Here is a 17,076-nt window from a genome sequence, read left to right on the forward strand (position 1 = left end):
CCGGGGCCGGCACTGCCCGCCCCGGCCCCTCGGGCGTTCAGGTCCGTTCGGAGGAGGAGAGGGGAGATCCGTGGGGGAAGCGGCACCGGAGAAACCGCCGACACGACCGACACCGCCGGCACCGCCGACACGACCGGCACTGTTCGAGGCGAAGGACGTCTTCCTGTACCGGGCACCGCTGGCCCCGGAGACGGCCGGGACCGCGGGGACCCGCGGAACCAGCGGCACCGGCGAAACTCGTGGGGCGGACGGCCCCCCGGACCTCGGCGCGTGCGCCGCGGTGCTCGACCGCGCCGCCGCCGATCCGCTGCTCGCCGAGGCGCTCGAACTCGCCTCCCCCAGCCTCAGCGCCCTCGTCCGCCGCGTCGCCGCGCACGGGCCCGCGGGCGTCAAGGCGGCTCGGCTGCGCCGGGCCGCGCTCGCGGTGGCGCGCTACGACATCAGGATGCGCACCCGCCCCACGCCCTTCGGGCTGTTCGCGGGTGTGGCGGCCGGGCACTTCGACTCGACCGCGAAGGCGGCGCGCGGCACGGCCCACCTCACCCGCACGCACGTCGACCTGCAGTGGCTCACGCGGGTCGTCCACCGCCTGGAGCGCGACCCGGCCGTCCTCGCCGCGCTGACCGTCCAGGCGCACCAGGCCCTCGCCGTACGCGGGGACCGGCTGGTCCTCACGGCACCCTCCAACCAGGGCGTACGGCTCCCGGAGACCGGCGAGGGCCGCTCCACGGTGTCGGTGCGGCACACACCGGTCGTCGCACGGGCGGTGGCCGGGGCGGTGGCGCCGGTGCCGTACGAGGAGCTCGTGCTCCGCACCGCCCAGGAGTTCCCCGGGGCGCCGGTCGAGCGGATCCGGGGGCTGCTGGCGGAGCTGGTGCGCCAGGAGATCCTCATCACCGCGCTGCGCCCGCCCCTGGACGGGGGCGACCCACTGCACCATGTGCTCGGACTGCTCGCGACCGTGAGGGACCCGTCCGCCGAGACGCGCCGCGTCCACGACGGCCTGCTGGCGGTCGAGCGCGAGCGGCACGCGTACGACGACCGCCCCGTCGGCGCGGGCCACGCCGAGCTGACCCGGCTGCTGGCGACGGCGCGTGCGGTGGAGCCGGACGACACGCCCCTGCACGTCGACACCCGGCTCGACGCCACCCTCCACCTCCCGTACTCCGTACGGGAGGTGGTCGAGCAGGCCACCGAGGTGATGTGGCGGCTGTCCCGGCCCAAGCTCGGGCTCTTCGCGCTGCGCGACTACCACCGCCGCTTCCTCGACGTGTACGGCGCCGACCGCCTGGTGCCGGTCCTGGAGCTCGTCGACGAGTCGACCGGGCTCGGGGCTCCGGCCGGTTACGGCTGGCCCAACAGCGAGGCGGCGCCCGTGGAGGCGGACGATCCGCGCACCGCGCGCCGGGACCGTGCGATGGCGCGGCTGGTGGCGGGCGCGCTGCGCGCCGGGCGGCGCGAGGTCGTCCTGACCGACGAGGACTTGCCGGAGCTGCGCCACGGGCACGCGGGCCCCGACGATCCCGCCGACCTGCCCGGTTCGTGCGAGGTGACCGTCCAGGTGGTGGCCCCGTCGGTGGAGGCGCTGGACGACGGGGAGTTCCGGGTCTTCCTGGCGCCGTCGCCCGGTTCGCACCGCGCCGGGTCGACCTTCGCGCGCTTCGCGGACCTGGACCCGGTCTGGCGCGCGGAGTTCGCGGCGCTGCACCGTGACGATCCGGTGCACGTCGCGGGGGCGGTCCCGGTGGACCTGGCGTTCCGGCCCCGCTCGGGCCGGGCGGCGAACCTGGCGCACACCGTCCCGGCCACCGGCCGCCGCATCGGCGTCGGCGTACCCGACGTGCCGGGCGGCGGGGTCGAGGAACTGCGGCTCGCCGACATCGGCATCGGGGCGACGCTGGAGCGGCTGACGGCCGTGCACCTGCCCACGGGCCGCGAGATCGTCCCGGTCCTCGGCAACATGGTGAGCGCCCCGGCCCAGGCGCCCAACGCCGTACGGCTGCTGTGGGAGATCGGCCTGGAGGGGCAGCGGCTGTGGGAGCCGTGGAACTGGGGCGCGCTCGCCGACGCGCCGTTCGTGCCGCGTGTGCGGTACGGGAGGTTCGTCCTGGCGCCGGCCGTGTGGCGGCTCGACGCGCTGCGGGACCCGGCGGGCGGGGACTGGTCGCGCGCGGTGGCCGATTGGCGCGCCGCCTGGGGCGTGCCGCGCCGGGTCCTGGCCGTCACGGCGGACCAGCGGCTGCTGCTGGACCTGGACGACGCGTTCCACCGGGAGCTGCTGCGGGACCAGGTCGCCCGTCACCCGGACCTGATCGCGCAGGAGGTGCCGGGTGAGTACGAGGGGTGGCTGGACAGCCCGCCGGCCGGGCATCTGGCGGAGCTGGTGGTGCCGTTGACGCGCCGCGACGCGGAGGGGCCGCGCCGCCGCCCGTACGCGGGGAGCCACCAGCCCGCGCGGACCGTGCACGGCCTGGGCGGCGAGTGGCTGTACCTGAAGCTGTACGGCTCGGCGCGGACGCAGGACGACCTGCTGCGGGACCACGTCCCCGAGCTGGTCGCGGTGGCGGCCGGGCACGGCGCCGACGGCTGGTTCTTCATCCGCTACACCGACGAGGGCGGCCACCACCTGCGGCTGCGGTTGCACGGCCCCGACCCGGCGCGGCTGTGGGGCGAGGCGGCCCCGGCCGTGGGGGCGCTGCTGGCGCGGTGGCGGGAGCGGGGGCTGGTGCGCGGGCACGCCCTGGCCGCGTACGACCCGGAGGTGGAGCGGTACGGCGGCCCGGCGGCGCAGCGGCTCGCGGAGCGGGTCTTCCAGTGCGACAGCGAGGCCGCGCTCGCGCTGCTGCGGCTGGCGAAGGATCCGGCCAACGGGTACGGCGTCGACGACCTGGCCGTCGTCTCGTGCGCCGCGCTGGCGCACGCCTTCGGCCCCCCGGCCCCGGGGCATCCGCTCCTCGCGGAGGACTGCGGCGACGACGCGGCGGCGGCCTGGCTGTCGATGACCGGCGGGCGCCGCGACCTGCCGGCCGCGTACCGGGGCCGCGCCGCCCACTGGCGCCGTACGGTCGATCCGTACGGCGGCTGGCCCGCGCTCACCGGGGACCGGGACCCGGCGGGTGCGGACGCGCTGGACGCGCTGCGCCCGCGTGACGCGGCCGTACGGGAGCTGGCCCGTGTCGTACGGGAGGCGGGCGGCACGCCGGAGGGGCGGGTCGTGGGCAGCCTGCTGCACATGGTCTGCAACCGGCTCTTCGGCGGGGAGAGCGCCCGTGAGCTGACCGTGCTGGGGATCGCCCGGGGCGCGGTGCAGGATCACCTCAACCGCCGGAGGCACCGGTCATGACGACAGCGGTCCGTACGGCCCAGGCCGTGGAGCTGGTGGCGGAGCGGCTCGCCGACCCCGACCGGGTGGCGGCGGTCGCCTCGCGCGACGACAACCGGGACCCGGTGTACGACGCGGTGATGTGGGGGCCGTTGACGCTCGCCAACGGCCTGCCCGGGACCGCGCTGCTGTACGGCGAGCTCGCGCGCGCCGACGAGGCGTGGCGGCCGGTGGCGCACCGGCATCTGGCGGCGGCCGGGCGGGCGATGGGCGCGGCGCCGAGCCGGGGGCTGTTCTCCGGTCCGGCCGCGCTGCTGGCCGCCGCGCAGACCTGCGCCGGTCCGGAGGGGCATTACGCCGGGCTGCGTCGGAAGCTGGCGGCCTGGCTGGCCGAGGACCAGCTGGACCGGCTGGCGGTGTTCCGTACGCGTACCGGCCCGGGCGTGGACTGGGCGGCGTACGACCTGATCAACGGCCTCTCCGGGACGGCCCGGTTGCTGCTGGACGCGGCGGCCGATACGGCGGAGGCCTCGCCCGCCGTCGAGTCGGCGCTGACCGCGTCGCTGCGGCACCTGGTGCGCCTGACCGAGCCGGTGCGGGTGGATGGGCACGAGGTGCCGGGGTGGTGGGTGCCGCCGGAGTTGCAGATCAGTGAGCGGGACCGGCGCGACTATCCGCGCGGTGACCTCAATGTGGGGATGGCGCACGGCATCGCGGGCCCGCTGGCGGTGCTCTGTTCGGCGTACGAGGCGGGGCGCGAGGTGGAGGGGCTGCGCGAGGCCGTCGAGCGGATCGCCGACTGGCTGCTGGGATGGACGCTGCGCGATGAGGCGGGGCCGTACTGGCCGGCGCGCGCGGGGCTGGAGTACGAGGTGGCGGAGCGGCGCCCGAGCGCGCTGTTCACGCGGACGGCGTGGTGTTACGGCACTCCGGGCGTGGCCGCGGCGCTGGTGCGGGCCGGGCGGGCGGTGGGGCGGCCGGAGTGGTGCGCGGCGGCCGTCGAGGGGCTGCGTGCGGCGCTGCGGCGCGACGAGGCGCTGTGGGCGATCGAGGGCGCGACGGTGTGCCACGGCTACGCGGGCCTGCTGCGGGTCGTGGCGCGGGCCGCGGCGGTGACGGGCGACGCGGAGCTGGCCGCGGGGCGGGAGCGGCTCGTGGACAAGGTGCTCGCGTGTGCCGACGAGGAGGCGCCGTTCGGCTTCCGGCATCTGATGCGCTTTCCGGCCGCGGCGCGTTCGCCGGTGCCGCACCGGGCCGTGGACACGGCGGGGATGCTGGAGGGCGCGGCGGGTGTGGCGCTGTCGCTGCTGCCCGTCGAGGACGGCGTACCGCTGCCGTGGGACCGCACGCTGGGGCTCGCGTGAGTGCGGTGAGGGCGGCGGAGGTGAGCGGGACGGACGGCGGAGCGCCGGCGTTCGAGCTGGCCGACGTGGTGGTGCGCCACGGCCGGGTGACCGCCGTGCACGGTGTGTCGATGGCTTCTCCCCCGGGCCGGATCACGGCGCTGCTCGGGCCCAACGGCGCGGGCAAGTCCAGTCTGCTGGGGGTGTTGTCGACGGCGGCGCGGCCCGACGCCGGGACGGTGCGGATCTTCGGGCACGACGTGCGCGAGGCGCCCATGGCGGCGCGGCGGCGCCTGGGGCTGGTGTTCCAGGAGCGGACGCTGGACAAGGAGCTGTCGGTGGAGCGGAATCTGTGGTTCCATGCGCGGCTGTTCGGGATGCGGCGGGCGGACGCGCGGGAGCGGATCGCGCTGCTGCTGGAGCTGTTCGAGCTGGTGGACCGGCGTCGTCAGCCGGTGGAGGAGCTGTCCGGCGGGCTGGCCCGGCGGGTGGAGATCGCCCGTGCCCTGCTGCACCGCCCCGGTCTGATCGTCCTGGACGAGCCGACCAACGGCCTGGACCCGGCCGCGCGCGCGACCGTCTGGGCGGACCTGCTGCGGCTGCGCGCCGAGCTGGGCGTGACCGTGCTGTTCGCGACGCACTACATGGACGAGGCGGAGTACGCCGACGAGATCGTCATCCTGCGGGCCGGCCGGGTCGTGCGGCGCGGCGGTGCGGCCGAGCTGAAGAGCAGTCTGGAGGCGTCGCGGATCGTGGTGAGCTGCGCGGACGAGGAGGCGGCGGTGCGGCAGTTGCGGACGGCGGGCTTCGAGCCGCTGGTCGAGCCGGGCGGGGTGGCGGTGCACTGCGCCGATCCCGAGGCGCGGATCGCCGCGGTGGTGCGGTCCCTGGACGTGCCGGGGCTGACCGTGTCCGTGCGCCATCCGTCCATGAACGACGTGTACGTGGCGGCGGCGGGGAGCGCGTCGTGAGGGCGGCGAGCGCGGGGCCGTCGCTGGCCGCGATCGGTGTCATCGCCCACCGCGATCTGCTGCGGCAAGTGAAGCGGCCGGGTGTGCTGTTCAGTCAGGCCGTGCAGATCCTGTTCTTCGTGCTGGTGTACGCGGTCGGCTTCGACGGCATGATCGGCTCGGTCGGCGCGGCGGGCGCCGAGCCCGTGCCGTTCAGCGCGTACGTCTTCCCGGGCATCATCGCGATCCAGGTGGTGTCCATCGGGGTGGCGTCCGGCCAGTCGTACGCGTGGGACCGGGAGTTCGGGGTGTTGCGCGAGCTGCTGGTGGCGCCGGTGCCGCGGGTGTGCCTGCCGTTGGGGAAGGTGGTGGCGGGTGCCGGGACGGTGACCGTGCAGAGCGTGCTGATGCTCGCGTTCGCGCCGCTGATGGGCGTGGAGCTGACGCCCGGGCGGTTCGTGGCGGCGGTGGGGTGTTACGCGCTGGCCGCGACCGTGTTCAGCGTCATCGGGCTGTGCCTGGCGACCGTGATCACGCGGATGCAGACGCTTCAGGCGACGGTGCAACTGGCCATGTTCCCGATGCTGTTCCTGTCGGGCTCGGTCTTCAGCGCCGAGGGCGCGCCGCGGTGGCTGGCGTGGGTGATGTACGCCAACCCGATGACGTACGCCGTCGACCTGGCCCGGCAGACGCTGCTGGGCGGGGGCGGGCTGCTGCCGTGGTGGGCGGATCTGGGCGTGCTGGGCGGGGTCCTGGTGGTGGTGCTGGCGCTGCTGCGGGTGCGGAGCGGGCGGTGAGACCGGAGAGGGGCCCGGCGGATCGGCGGGTGCTCGCGGGGGCGTTGCGCTGGGTGGAGGCGAACCTGGGGTGGTTCGCGCCGGGCCGCTGGGAGGAGTTCCTGCCGCGGCGGCCGTTCCGGCCGGGGCCGCTGCTGGAGTTGCTGGGCCTGGTGCGGGTGCTGGACCGGGCGGGGGTGGTGGCGAAGGACGCGCCGCTCGCGCGGCGGGCGCTGGACCTGGCGGAGGACGCCGCCGGGGAGGCGGAGTTCGCGCGGGGGCTGCGCCGCGGCGACGAGCTGTTTCCGTACCACCTGAACCTGGTGGCGCTGCTGGAGGTGCTGGGCCGGCCGCAGCCGAGACTGCGCGCGGTGTGCGAGGAGCTGCTGGCGGCGGACGCGGGGGGCCACTGCCGCGCGTACAAGCCGGTGCTGGGGCGGTTGGAGCTGCGGTACTTCGCCGACCGGGGCGGCTTCACGGCCCCGGCCCGGCTGCCGGACCTGGGGACGCTGTACCGGGGAAGCGTCGCGGCGCTGGACCCGGACGTGCTCCAGCTGACGGCGAGCGAGACGTATGCCCTGACGCACGGGCTGTTCTACGCCACGGACTTCGCCCGCCGCCGGGACCTGCTCGGCGGGGCCGGGGAGGTGGCGCGGCTGCGCGGGACGGTGCGAGTGCTGCTGGGCGCGCAGCTGGTGCGCGGGGGCCTGGACCTGCTGGCGGAACTGCTGCTGTGCGACACGGCGCTGGAGCACCCCCCAGGGGCCGGGCCCGCAGAGGCCACCGGTGACGCGCTGGTGTACGACGTGCTCGTGTACGACGCGTGGGCCGCGCTCGCGGAGGCGGCCCGCCCGGACGGCGCGGTGCCGAGCCCGGTGCACCGCCCGGAGGTGTGGGCCGGTCTGGACGGCGACAAGGCGGCGGCGTACGTCTTCGGGACCTGCTACCACACGACGCTGGCCGCGGCCCTGGCCGCCGCCGTCCGGTCCGGGCCCGTTCCGGCGGAGCGGCCGCCGGGACCGCCGCCGCTGCCGCAGGCGGAGCCGCGGGGCGTCGGCCGCTGGGCGCGCGAGGTGTCCGGGGCGGCCGGACCGGAGGTGTGGGCGCCGCTGCTGGCGGCGGGTGTCCAGCGGCGGGATACGGAGGTCGTGACCGCCGTGCTGGCCGCCGCCCGGGGGCTCGGCCACGGTGACGACCCGCTGGTGGGCGCGGCGGCGGCGCTGCTGGCCGCGTGGGCGGGAGCCGGACCTTGAGGTGGCCGAAACCGGTCATTCCGCAGGCCGGTCGCGTGCGGATGTGTACCGCGGGTAGCACCTGACGCGACATCGCCTCGCCGGAAGGATCAGCACCGTGACCTCACGCCGCCGTACCCACCGAAGACGCGTCGTCGCCTTCGCCGTCGCGCTGGCCGCGGCCGCCGGGACCTCGGTCGCGCTGCCGCCGCGGCCCGCGGTCGCCGCTCCCCCGCGGTCGAACCGCTGCGGAAGGCGGAGACGACGGCGGCCTTAGGAAACGGTGACGCCGCTGCCGCGCAGGAAGCGGCGCAGCCTGGTCAGCGGCCAGGTGTTGACGACGTCGTCCTTGGTGAGCCAGCCGCGCTGTGCCGTGCCGATGCCGTAGCGCAGGTAGGGCAGGTGCGTGACGGCGTGGGCGTCGGAGTTCACGGCGAACTTCACGCCGTACCGCTTGGCCCGCAGTATGTCCTCGTCGCGGAGGTCGAGGCGGTTGGGGTGGGCGTTGATCTCCAGGGCGGTGCCGGTGCGGGCACAGGCTTCGAAGACCGCGTCGAAGTCGGCGTCGATGGGCGGGCGTCTGCCGAGCTGCCGGGTGGTGGGGTGGCCGATGACGGCGATGTGCGGGTTCTCGCAGGCGCGGACGAGTCGGCGGGTCTGGGCCTGGCGGCCGAGGGTGAAGTGCGAGTGGACGGAGGCCACGCACAGGTCGAAGCCGGCGAGGAAGTCGTCGGGCCAGTCGACGGTGCCCTCGGGGCCGATGTTCAGCTCGGTGCCGTGCAGGAGGCGCATGCCGTGGTGGGCGCGGTCCAGTGCGCGTACGCGCTCGCGCTGGGCGAGGATCTTCTCCTTGGTCATGCGCTGCATGGCGAGGTCGGGGGCGTGGTCGGTGACCGCGTAGTAGGCGTAGCCGCGCTCGGCGGCAGCGGCGACCATGTCCTCCAGCGGCGCGAGGCCGTCGGTGAGGTCGGTGTGGGTGTGCAGGTCGCCCTTGATGTCGCCTTCCTGGACGAGGTCCGGGAGGTCGCCGCGCAGTCCGGCGGCGATCTCGCCGCGGTCCTCGCGCAGGGTGGGCGGGATCCACGGCAGGCCGAGGCGGGCGTAGATGTCCTCCTCCGTCGCGGAGGTGATCTTCTTGCCGCTCTTGGCGTCGAAGAGGCCGTACTCGGAGAGTTTGAGCTTGTGGCGCACGGCGATCTCGCGGGTGCGGATGTTGTGCGCCTTGGAGCCGGTGAAGTACTGCAGGCCCGCGCCCCAGGAGTCCGGGGGCAGGACGCGGACGTCGATCTGGAGGCCCTTGGTGGTGCGGAGGGAGGTCTTCTTCTCGCCGTGCGCGATGATCTCCGCGGTGTACGGGAGGTCGGCGAGGGCCTCCATGAACGGCGCGGACCGCTCGGCGGCCACCAGGACGTCGATGTCGCCGATGGTCTCGCGCATGCGGCGCAGTGACCCGGCGTAGCAGCAGCCGGCGCAGCCGGTGATGCGGGACAGCTCGGCGACGATCTGCTCGGCGGCGTCCATGGCGGCGTCGAGGAGGATGCGGTCACCGGCCTTCTGCAGCAGGGCGATGCCGTGGAGGATGTTCTCCTCGGTCTTCTCGCCGAAGCCCTTCAGGTCGCGCAGCCGCTCGTGGTGGAGGGCGTCGAGGAGCTGGTCGACGGAGGAGACGCCCAGCTCCTCGTAGAGCACGATGGCCTTCCTGGGGCCGAGCCCGGGGATGGTGATCAGTTCGCGGACGCCGGCGGGGATGGCGTCGCGGCGCTCCTCGATGGCGGAGACGTGACCGGAGGCGAGGTACTCGGTGATCTTGTCGGCGATGGACTTGCCGACGTTGGGGATCTCGCGCAGCTGCTTGGCGTCGAGCGTGGAGACGTCCCGGTGGTACCCGCCGACGGCGCGGGCGGCCTTCTCGTAGGCGCGCGCCTTGAAGGCGTCGCCTCCGGTGATCGCGATGAGGTCGGCGTACTCCTGGAGCAGCGCCTGGACCTCGTCGTTGACTCGGACCATGACTCCAGGATGCGACGGCCGGGCGGGTCAGGCGAGGGGGGCGCCGTGGGAGGCCGCGTACGGCCCCGCGGACCTGCCGCCGACGACGACCGCCTGGTAGTAGATCCAGGCGACGCCCTGGCAGCGGGTGCGCAGGGAGGCGGAGTACGTCGCGCAGACGCGGTTCATGTCGGCGTGGAAGGCCTTGTCGAGGCGGGGCTTGTTGGCCGGGAAGGTGCCGGCCGCCTTGTAGTTGCGGTAGCCGAAGTCGTGGCGCGCGCAGGCGTCCTTGAACGGGAAACCGAGCGGGTTCTCGGGCGCGCCGGAGCAGTAGTCCGTCGTCCAGTCGAACGCGTACGCCCGCCAGGCGGCCTGGTTCCTGCGGGCGGCGTCCCAGGCCTGGTAGCTGCTCAGCGCGGGCTGGGTCCAGGCCTGGAGCACCTGGGGTTTGTCCGCCGGTACGGCCACCGCGTCGGCGGCGGGCAGGAGGGCGGCGGGAACGGCGAGGACGACCGCGGCGAGCGGACCGGCGAAGGGACCGGCGAGGCGACGGCGCATGGGGGCCTCCGAGGGGGGACCGGCGGGCCCGGAGGTATCCGGCTGAGTGGAGCTTCTCCGGCGCGGCCGAGCGTTGAACCCCGGTGTCGACTTGACGCCACGTCAACTCACCGGCGACCGCCACTGCACCCCGGCTCGGGTGGCCGCGGGGAGCCACCCGTCGCCGGGGCGGGAGCCGGGGGTGGAGGGGTCGGGGCGGAGCGGGCGGGGTCAGATGACGCCCTGGGCGAGCATCGCGTCGGCGACGCGCTCGAAGGCGGCGATGTTGGCGCCCGCCACGTAGTCGCCGGGCCGGCCGTGGCGCTCCGCCGTCTCGTACGCGGTGTCGTGGATGCGCCGCATCACCTGGGCCAGCTCGTCCTCGACGCGAGCCGCGGGCCACGCCTCGCGGGACGCGTTCTGGCGCATCTCCAGGGCGCTGGTGGCGACACCGCCCGCGTTGGCCGCCTTCGCGGGGCCGAAGGCGACGCCCGCGTCGCGCAGGACGCGCACGGCCTCGGGCGTGGTGGGCATGTTGGCGCCCTCCGACACGGCCTTGACGCCGTTGCGGACCAGCGTCGACGCGTCCCGTTCGGTGAGCTCGTTCTGCGTGGCGGACGGCAGCGCCACGTCGGCGGGCACGTCCCAGACGCTGCCGCCCTCCACGTACCGGGCCGAGGCGCCGCGGCGGGCCGCGTAGTCGCTGACGCGGCCGCGCTCGACCTCCTTGATCTGCTTGAGCAGTTCGAGGTCGATGCCCTTGTCGTCCACGACGTACCCCGCGGAGTCCGACACGGTGCGCACCACCGCGCCCAGGGCCTGGGCCTTCTCCACCGTGTAGAGGGCCACGTTGCCGGAGCCGGACACGGTGACCTGCTGGCCGGCCAGGTCCTCGCCGCGCTTGCGCAGCATCTCGGCGGTGAAGAGCACGTTGCCGTAGCCGGTGGCCTCGGTGCGGATCAGCGAGCCGCCCCAGCCGGTGCCCTTGCCGGTGAGCACGCCGCCCTCCCAGCGGTTGGTGATGCGCCGGTACTGGCCGAAGAGGTAGCCGATCTCGCGGCCGCCGACGCCGATGTCCCCCGCGGGCACGTCGGTGTGCTCCCCGAGGTGGCGGTGGAGCTCCGTCATGAACGCCTGGCAGAACCGCATGACCTCGGCGTCCGACCGGCCGCGCGGGTCGAAGTCGCTGCCGCCCTTGCCGCCGCCGATGCCGAGGCCGGTGAGGGCGTTCTTGAAGATCTGCTCGAAGCCGAGGAACTTGACGATGCCGAGGTTGACGGAGGGGTGGAAGCGCAGGCCGCCCTTGTACGGGCCCAGGGCGCTGTTGAACTCCACCCGGAAGCCGCGGTTGACCTGGATGTCGCCCCGGTCGTCCTGCCAGGTCACGCGGAAGACGAGCTGCCGCTCCGGCTCCGCGAGCCGCTCGACGAGCCGGGCGTCCCGCAGCTCGGGGCGGGCGGCCACGACGGGCGCGAGGGTCTCCAGCACCTCGCGTACGGCCTGGTGGAACTCCGGCTCGCCGGGGTTGCGGCGGAGGATGTCCGCTTCGACGGACTCGAGCCAGGCGGTGGTGGCCTGGAGGGCGGTGGCGGTCGATGGCATCTGCGTCCCTGTCGTCGTGGAGGAGTGTGAGGGGGTGGGGGGCGGGTGTGACGTGCATACGCGTACCCCGGTGGGCCGGATGCGCGTACGGTCCGTCAGGCCCGCTGTTCGGCGCGGTCCTCCGCCCAGCGGGTGTGGAACGCGCCCTCCCGGTCCGTACGCCCGTAGGTGTGCGCGCCGAAGAAGTCGCGCTGGCCCTGGATGAGCGCGGCGGGCAGCCGGTCGGCGCGCAGCGCGTCGTAGTAGGCGAGCGCGGCGGCGAAGCCGGGGGCGGGGACGCCGGAACGGGCGGCGGTCGCCACCACGGTGCGCCAGGCGGACTGGGCCTCGGAGATCTCGGCGGCGAACGTCTTGTCGGCGAGCAGCCCCGCCAGTGCGGGTTCGCGGCAGTACGCGTCGGCGATCCGGTCGAGGAAGGCGGCCCGCACGATGGAGCCGGCCCGCCAGATGCGGGCGACGGCACCGGGGTCGATCTCCCAGCCGTACGCCTGGCTCGCGGTGCGGATCATGTGCCAGCCCTGGGCGTAGGCGATCACCTTCGAGGCGTACAGGGCCTGTTCGACCTGGGCGGTGAACCGCTCGGCGTCGTGCGGGTGCAGTTCGGTGCGGGCGGGTCCGGGCAGGCCCCTCGCGGCCTCGCGCAGCGCGGTGTGGCCGGAGACCGTGCGGGCGAAGACGGCCTCCGCGATGCCGGACACCGGGACGCCGAGCTCCAGCGCCGTCTGCACGGTCCACCGGCCGGTGCCCTTCTGGCCCGCGCGGTCGTCCACGATGTCGACGAAGGGGCGGCCCGTGGCGGTGTCGGTGTGGTCCAGGACCTCGGCGGTGATCTGCATCAGGTACGAGTCGAGGCGGCCCGCGTTCCAGGTGCGGAAGGTCCGGGCGATGGCGGCGGGCGAGGCGCCGGCGACATGCCGCAGGAGGTCGTACGCCTCGGCGATGAGCTGCATGTCGGCGTACTCGATGCCGTTGTGGACCATCTTGACGAAGTGCCCGGCGCCGTCGGCGCCGATGTGGGCGACCGCGGGGGTGCCGTCGGGGGTGTCGGCGGCGATGGTCTCCAGGAGCGGGGCGAGCGCGGCGTACGCCTCGTCGGAGCAGCCCGGCATCAGGCTGGGGCCGTGCAGCGCCCCCTCCTCGCCGCCGGAGACGCCCATGCCGACGAAGTGGATGCCCTGCGCGCGCAGGGCCTGCTCGCGGCGGCGGGTGTCGTCGTAGTGGGCGTTGCCGCCGTCGATGAGGATGTCGCCCGGCTCCAGGAGCCCGGCGAGCTCGTCGACGACCGCGTCGGTGGGGGCGCCCGCCTGCACCATGACGACGAGGCGGCGGGGCCGTTCGAGGGAGGCGACGAGGTCGGCGGTGCTCTCGGCCGGGACGAACGCGCCCTCGTGCCCGAAGTCGTCGACCAGCGCGCGCGTGCGGGCGGCCGTCCGGTTGTGCACCGCCACCCGGTAGCCGTTGCGCGCGAGGTTCCGGGCCAGGTTGCGGCCCATGACGGCCAGGCCGGTGACGCCGATCTGGGCCGTACCGGGCGGGGCGGCGAGCGGGGAGAGGTCGGACGTCGGCATGTGCGGGACTCCTGTGGTGGGCGGGTCGGGACGGCCGTGGGGGCGGCGGGTGCTTCTCGGCAGGGTGCTTCTCGGCGAGGTGCTTCTCGGCAGGGGTACGGGGCGCCGGGCGGAACGGTTCAGGCGGGAGACAGGTGCTGCGGGCGGCGGCGGTCAGACGGCGAAGGACGCCATCCAGAGGGGTGCCACGGCCGGGCGGCCGTCCACCGGCGGCGCCGCGGGCCCGGCGCCGGAACCGCCGGTGTGGAGCAGTTCGGCGTGCAGGCGCCGGAGTTCGAGGGACGGCTCCAGGCCGAGTTCCGTGTCGAGGATGCGGTAGAGGGCCTGGTACGCCTCCAGGGCCTCGGCGCGGCGGCCGGCCCGGTGCAGTGCGCAGATCAGCCGGCCGTGGAACCACTCGTTGAGGGGGTAGTCGTGGACCAGGGCGCGCAGATCGGGGATGACCTCGCGGAGGCGGCCGAGCCGGTCCTCCGCCTCGATGCGCAGTTCGAGGGCGCGGATGCGCAGCTCGGCCAGATAGACGATGCGCCCTTCGAGGACCTTGCCGGCGGGGACGTTGGACAGGACGGGGCCGCGCCACAGGGAGAGCGCCGCGCACAGGTCGTGGGCGGCGGCCTCGGGCCGGTCGTCCTCCAGGGCCGCCCTGGCCCCGGTGACGAGCCGCTCGAAGACGGTGATGTCCACGTCCTCGGGGTCCACCTCCAGCACGTAGCCCGGGGGGCGGGTGATGAGCGGCTGGTTCCCGCGCGAGGCGAGACGGTGCTCGTTGAGCATGCGCCTGGCCTGGTGGACGTACGTCTGCACGGTGGCGGGCGCGCTGCGGGGCGGGCAGTCGCCCCACAGTTCGCGGATGAGGGAGTCGACCGGGACGAGTTCGCCGGGCCGGGTGAGGAGCAGGGCCAGCGTCTGGCACACCTTGGGGGTGGTGGGGAGGTGGACGCTGCCGTCGTCGGCGACGATCTCGAACGGACCGATGAGGTTGAACCGCACGTCTCATGCTCCTGTCCTGGCGCGCTGCCCCGTGGTGGTGGATCCGGACGCCCGTACGAACAGGGCGGCCGTTTCCGATTGTTCGCCGGGGTGCTCACTGCGGACCCATCAGAGGGGAACACGACCTAGTGCTCCAGGGCGATGGCGGTGACGATCAGGCCGTCGCGGACGAGCCAGCCGCCGTGCAGCGTGGCCGGCGGCGGCGCCGCGCCCCCCGGCCCGGGCGCGGGCACCGGTACGAGGAGCGTCGCCGTGAAGGTGCCCCGGTCGGGGTCCACGGTGAGCGAGGCGTCCTGGAAGTCCAGCCAGCTGCGGGTGAGCGGGTACCAGACCTTGTAGACGCTCTCCTTGGCGCTGTAGAGGAGGCGGTCCCAGTGGACGTCCGGGCGGCGCGCGGAGAGCGCGCCGATCCGGGCGCGCTCCTCGGGCCGGATCACCAGTTCCGTGACACCCTCGTCCGGCAGCGGCAGGTGCGGTTCGGCGTCGATGCCGAGGGCGGCGAGCCGGTCGGCGGGTGCCACCGCGGCGGCCCGGTAGCCGGCGCAGTGGGTGAGGGAGCCGACGTACCCGGGGGGCCAGCCGGGCGCGCCCCTGGGGTCCTTGAGGAGCGGCGCGGGCGGGGCGCCGAGCCGGGCGAGCGCGGCGCGGGCGCAGCGCCGTACGGTGGCGAACTCGCGGCGGCGCTTGGGTACGGCGTGCGCCACGAGCAGCGCCTCCTCCGGGTACAGCCCGTCGGCGTCGAGGCCCGGCGCGGCTGCGGACGGCGCCCCGGCCGGGCTTTCGTCGTCGTACGCCGCGACCACGGCCACCGACGGCGGCAGCAGTTCCTCGATCAACGGTTCTCCCCCGGTACGGACATGCAGGTCGCTCACCGCGAGGAGGCGTCCGCGGCCGCTGGAGGACGCCGGCGGCGGGAGGGCGGGCTCCGGCATCAGGGGGCGTCCGCCGTGGCGGGGAGGCGGTCGGCGCCGGGTCCGGCCTGGGCCGGGGCGAGGGCGTCCCGCACGATGTCGGCCACGTCGGCGGTGCGCTGGTCGAGGTAGAAGTGGCCGCCCGGCAGGACGTGCAACTCGGCGGGCGCCGTGGTGTGTTCGCACCAGCCGGCGGCGCCGTCGACGGGCACCACCGGGTCGCGGTCGCCGACGAGGACGGTCAGCGGCGTGTCGAGCGGCGGGCCGGGGCGCCAGGTGTAGGTGCCGATGGCCCGGTAGTCGGCGCGGAGCGGCGGCATCACCATCTCCAGCACGTCGGGGTCGTCGAACACGGCGCCGACCGTGCCGCCGAGGCGGCGGATCATCGCGAGGATCTTCTCGTCGGTGTCGAGCCGGTCGGTGTCGTTGCCCTGCGGGGTGGGCGCGAACCGGCCCGACAGGAACAGGTGGCAGGGCCCGGGGACCCCGCGCCGGTCGAGTTCCCTGGCGAGTTCGTAGGCGAGGACGGCGCCCATGCTGTGGCCGAAGAACGCGTACGGGCGGGGCGCGTCCAGCCCGGCCGCGCCGGGGACGAGTTCGCGTTCCACCTCGTCGGCGAGGGCCTGGACGAGCCGGCCGATGTCGTCGACGGGCGGCTCCGCGCGGCGGTCCTGCCGGCCGGGGTACTGGACGGCCAGGACGTCGAACGCCGGGGCCAGTTCCCGCTGGAGGCCGAGGTAGGCGCTGGCGGCCCCGCCGGCGTGCGGGAAGCAGACGAGGCGTACCCCGCTGCCGGGCCCCTCCGCGCCGAATCGCCGGAACCAATCACTGGCCATATCGTGCTCCCCTCACCGCTCTGTCATTCGCCCGGGTGAGGGCTCACCCGGGGAGACCTGGGCAATCGTCCGGCAGAGCGCTTGTGGGTCCCATGAGATCGCCTGGCGGCGGGACCGGGGAGTGACCGCACAATGAGCGGGGGATGACCGGTACGACGGTTTCCGCTTACCGTGAGCGGCGATTTGTACGCATCGGACCATGGGGTTCCAGCCAGGTTACCGGGAGACTAACAAACCGCCTGCGCGGTTTCCTACACTGGTGTCTCGCGCCCATTTCCCGTCCGACCACTGTGACCACGGAGCACGACATGACGAAACAGGAGCGGGCGGCTCGTACGCGCCAAGCGCTGATTCGTTCCGCCGCCGAGGTGTTCGACCAGGAGGGATTCGCCCCGTCCTCCCTTACGTCGATCAGCCGCCGCGCCGGTGTGAGCAACGGCGCACTGCATTTCCACTTCGTCAACAAGGGCGCGTTGGCGGAGGAGGTGGAGGTCGAGGCGATGGCGATCCTGCGCGGCATCGCCGACCCCTGGAGCGAGAACGCCGACGCGGACGGCGGCCTGCAGACCCTGGTGGACACCTCGCACGCCCTCGTGGGGCGGCTCCAGCGGGACGTGATCCTGCGGGCCGGCTTCGGGCTGAGCGCGGACGCCACCTGGAAGAGCCGCTCGGACCTGCGGCAGTACTGGGTGGACTGGGTGGACGAGGGCCTGTCCGTCGCGGCCCGCCGGGGCGCGCTCGCCGACGGCGTCCAGCCCGAGGACGCGACGACCGTCGTCGCCGCGGCCACCGTCGGCCTGGAGGCCCTGGGCCGTACGGACCCGCGGTGGTGGGACCGGCGCACGTGCACCCGGCTGTGGCGGCTGCTCCTGCCGCGGCTGGCAGCGGACCACCTGGCGGGGCGGGTGCGGGCCGAGGGCGGCGAGGAGCCGCCGGTCCGGGAGCCCGTCTGACGCCCGCGGACGTGCCACTCCCGCTGGAGGGCGCCCGCGATCTCGACGGGCTGGACCTCGGACTTGAAGA

The 17,076-nt window shown here is 74.9% G+C and carries 13 protein-coding genes; 6 read left to right on the plus strand and 7 right to left on the minus strand.

The genetic code is table 11. The features are described 5' to 3' along the window. The first annotated feature begins 70 nt into the window (after positions 1-70). The 5 genes from ABZX67_RS25870 to ABZX67_RS25890 are packed head-to-tail and all read left to right on the plus strand — an operon-like array spanning position 71 to position 7,644. A complete protein-coding gene (locus tag ABZX67_RS25870) occupies positions 71-3,343 on the plus strand; it encodes a lantibiotic dehydratase (RefSeq protein WP_355364376.1) in 3,273 nt (1,090 codons plus the stop codon). Beyond that, positions 3,340-4,686, plus strand: a complete 1,347-nt coding sequence (locus ABZX67_RS25875) for a lanthionine synthetase C family protein (protein ID WP_355364379.1) — start codon at positions 3,340-3,342, stop codon at positions 4,684-4,686. The genes ABZX67_RS25870 and ABZX67_RS25875 overlap by 4 nt, the downstream gene beginning before the upstream one ends. After that, complete coding sequence (locus ABZX67_RS25880; protein ID WP_355364382.1) at positions 4,683-5,636, plus strand: ABC transporter ATP-binding protein; 954 nt, start codon at positions 4,683-4,685, stop codon at positions 5,634-5,636. Before ABZX67_RS25875 ends, ABZX67_RS25880 begins: the two co-directional genes overlap by 4 nt. Continuing rightward, the gene (locus ABZX67_RS25885; protein ID WP_355364384.1) at positions 5,633-6,412 is read left to right on the plus strand and encodes an ABC transporter permease; all 780 of its coding nucleotides are present in this window, start codon (positions 5,633-5,635) and stop codon (positions 6,410-6,412) included. Before ABZX67_RS25880 ends, ABZX67_RS25885 begins: the two co-directional genes overlap by 4 nt. Continuing rightward, the gene (locus tag ABZX67_RS25890) at positions 6,409-7,644 is read left to right on the plus strand and encodes a hypothetical protein (protein WP_355364387.1); all 1,236 of its coding nucleotides are present in this window, start codon (positions 6,409-6,411) and stop codon (positions 7,642-7,644) included. Before ABZX67_RS25885 ends, ABZX67_RS25890 begins: the two co-directional genes overlap by 4 nt. 252 nt (positions 7,645-7,896) lie before the next feature. Here ABZX67_RS25890 and polX read toward each other — a convergent pair whose 3' ends face one another. The 7 genes from polX to ABZX67_RS25925 all read right to left on the minus strand — a co-directional run bounded on the left by polX (position 7,897) and on the right by ABZX67_RS25925 (position 16,053). Then, complete coding sequence (polX, locus tag ABZX67_RS25895) at positions 7,897-9,630, minus strand: DNA polymerase/3'-5' exonuclease PolX (protein WP_355364390.1); 1,734 nt, start codon at positions 9,628-9,630, stop codon at positions 7,897-7,899. A gap of 27 nt (positions 9,631-9,657) precedes the next feature. Beyond that, the gene (locus ABZX67_RS25900; protein ID WP_355364393.1) at positions 9,658-10,167 is read right to left on the minus strand and encodes a phospholipase; all 510 of its coding nucleotides are present in this window, start codon (positions 10,165-10,167) and stop codon (positions 9,658-9,660) included. A gap of 210 nt (positions 10,168-10,377) precedes the next feature. Continuing rightward, positions 10,378-11,748 carry an NADP-specific glutamate dehydrogenase gene (gdhA, locus tag ABZX67_RS25905; protein WP_355364396.1) on the minus strand — a complete coding sequence of 457 codons (1,371 nt, stop codon included), beginning with the start codon at positions 11,746-11,748 and terminating at the stop codon, positions 10,378-10,380. A gap of 95 nt (positions 11,749-11,843) precedes the next feature. Then, positions 11,844-13,316 carry an NADP-dependent phosphogluconate dehydrogenase gene (gene gndA / locus ABZX67_RS25910; protein ID WP_355364399.1) on the minus strand — a complete coding sequence of 491 codons (1,473 nt, stop codon included), beginning with the start codon at positions 13,314-13,316 and terminating at the stop codon, positions 11,844-11,846. A 153-nt stretch (positions 13,317-13,469) separates the two neighbouring features. Beyond that, on the minus strand, positions 13,470-14,306 hold the full coding sequence (locus ABZX67_RS25915) for an AfsR/SARP family transcriptional regulator (RefSeq protein WP_355364402.1): 837 nt from the start codon (positions 14,304-14,306) through the stop codon (positions 13,470-13,472). 125 nt (positions 14,307-14,431) lie between these two features. Continuing rightward, positions 14,432-15,142 carry a 4'-phosphopantetheinyl transferase superfamily protein gene (locus tag ABZX67_RS25920; protein ID WP_355364420.1) on the minus strand — a complete coding sequence of 237 codons (711 nt, stop codon included), beginning with the start codon at positions 15,140-15,142 and terminating at the stop codon, positions 14,432-14,434. A gap of 95 nt (positions 15,143-15,237) precedes the next feature. Beyond that, positions 15,238-16,053: an alpha/beta fold hydrolase gene (locus tag ABZX67_RS25925; RefSeq protein ID WP_355364405.1), complete on the minus strand. Its 816-nt coding sequence runs from the start codon at positions 16,051-16,053 to the stop codon at positions 15,238-15,240. A gap of 308 nt (positions 16,054-16,361) precedes the next feature. Between ABZX67_RS25925 and ABZX67_RS25930 the strand changes: the two genes are divergently transcribed. Further along, complete coding sequence (locus ABZX67_RS25930) at positions 16,362-17,006, plus strand: ScbR family autoregulator-binding transcription factor (RefSeq protein ID WP_355364408.1); 645 nt, start codon at positions 16,362-16,364, stop codon at positions 17,004-17,006. Positions 17,007-17,076 lie beyond the last annotated feature (70 nt).

This window comes from Streptomyces sp. NPDC003036, assembly GCF_040611175.1.
GTDB lineage: Bacteria > Actinomycetota > Actinomycetes > Streptomycetales > Streptomycetaceae > Streptomyces.

Bases quoted from the DNA above. Each gene is read 5' to 3' on its own strand.
- ABZX67_RS25875 (WP_355364379.1), top strand. From the start codon at position 3,340: ATGACGACAGCGGTCCGTACGGCCCAGGCCGTGGAGCTGGTGGCGGAG.
- polX (WP_355364390.1), bottom strand. From the start codon at position 9,630: ATGGTCCGAGTCAACGACGAGGTCCAGGCGCTGCTCCAGGAGTACGCC.
- ABZX67_RS25900 (WP_355364393.1), bottom strand. From the start codon at position 10,167: ATGCGCCGTCGCCTCGCCGGTCCCTTCGCCGGTCCGCTCGCCGCGGTC.
- gdhA (WP_355364396.1), bottom strand. From the start codon at position 11,748: ATGCCATCGACCGCCACCGCCCTCCAGGCCACCACCGCCTGGCTCGAG.
- gndA (WP_355364399.1), bottom strand. From the start codon at position 13,316: ATGCCGACGTCCGACCTCTCCCCGCTCGCCGCCCCGCCCGGTACGGCC.
- ABZX67_RS25925 (WP_355364405.1), bottom strand. From the start codon at position 16,053: ATGGCCAGTGATTGGTTCCGGCGATTCGGCGCGGAGGGGCCCGGCAGC.
- ABZX67_RS25930 (WP_355364408.1), top strand. From the start codon at position 16,362: ATGACGAAACAGGAGCGGGCGGCTCGTACGCGCCAAGCGCTGATTCGT.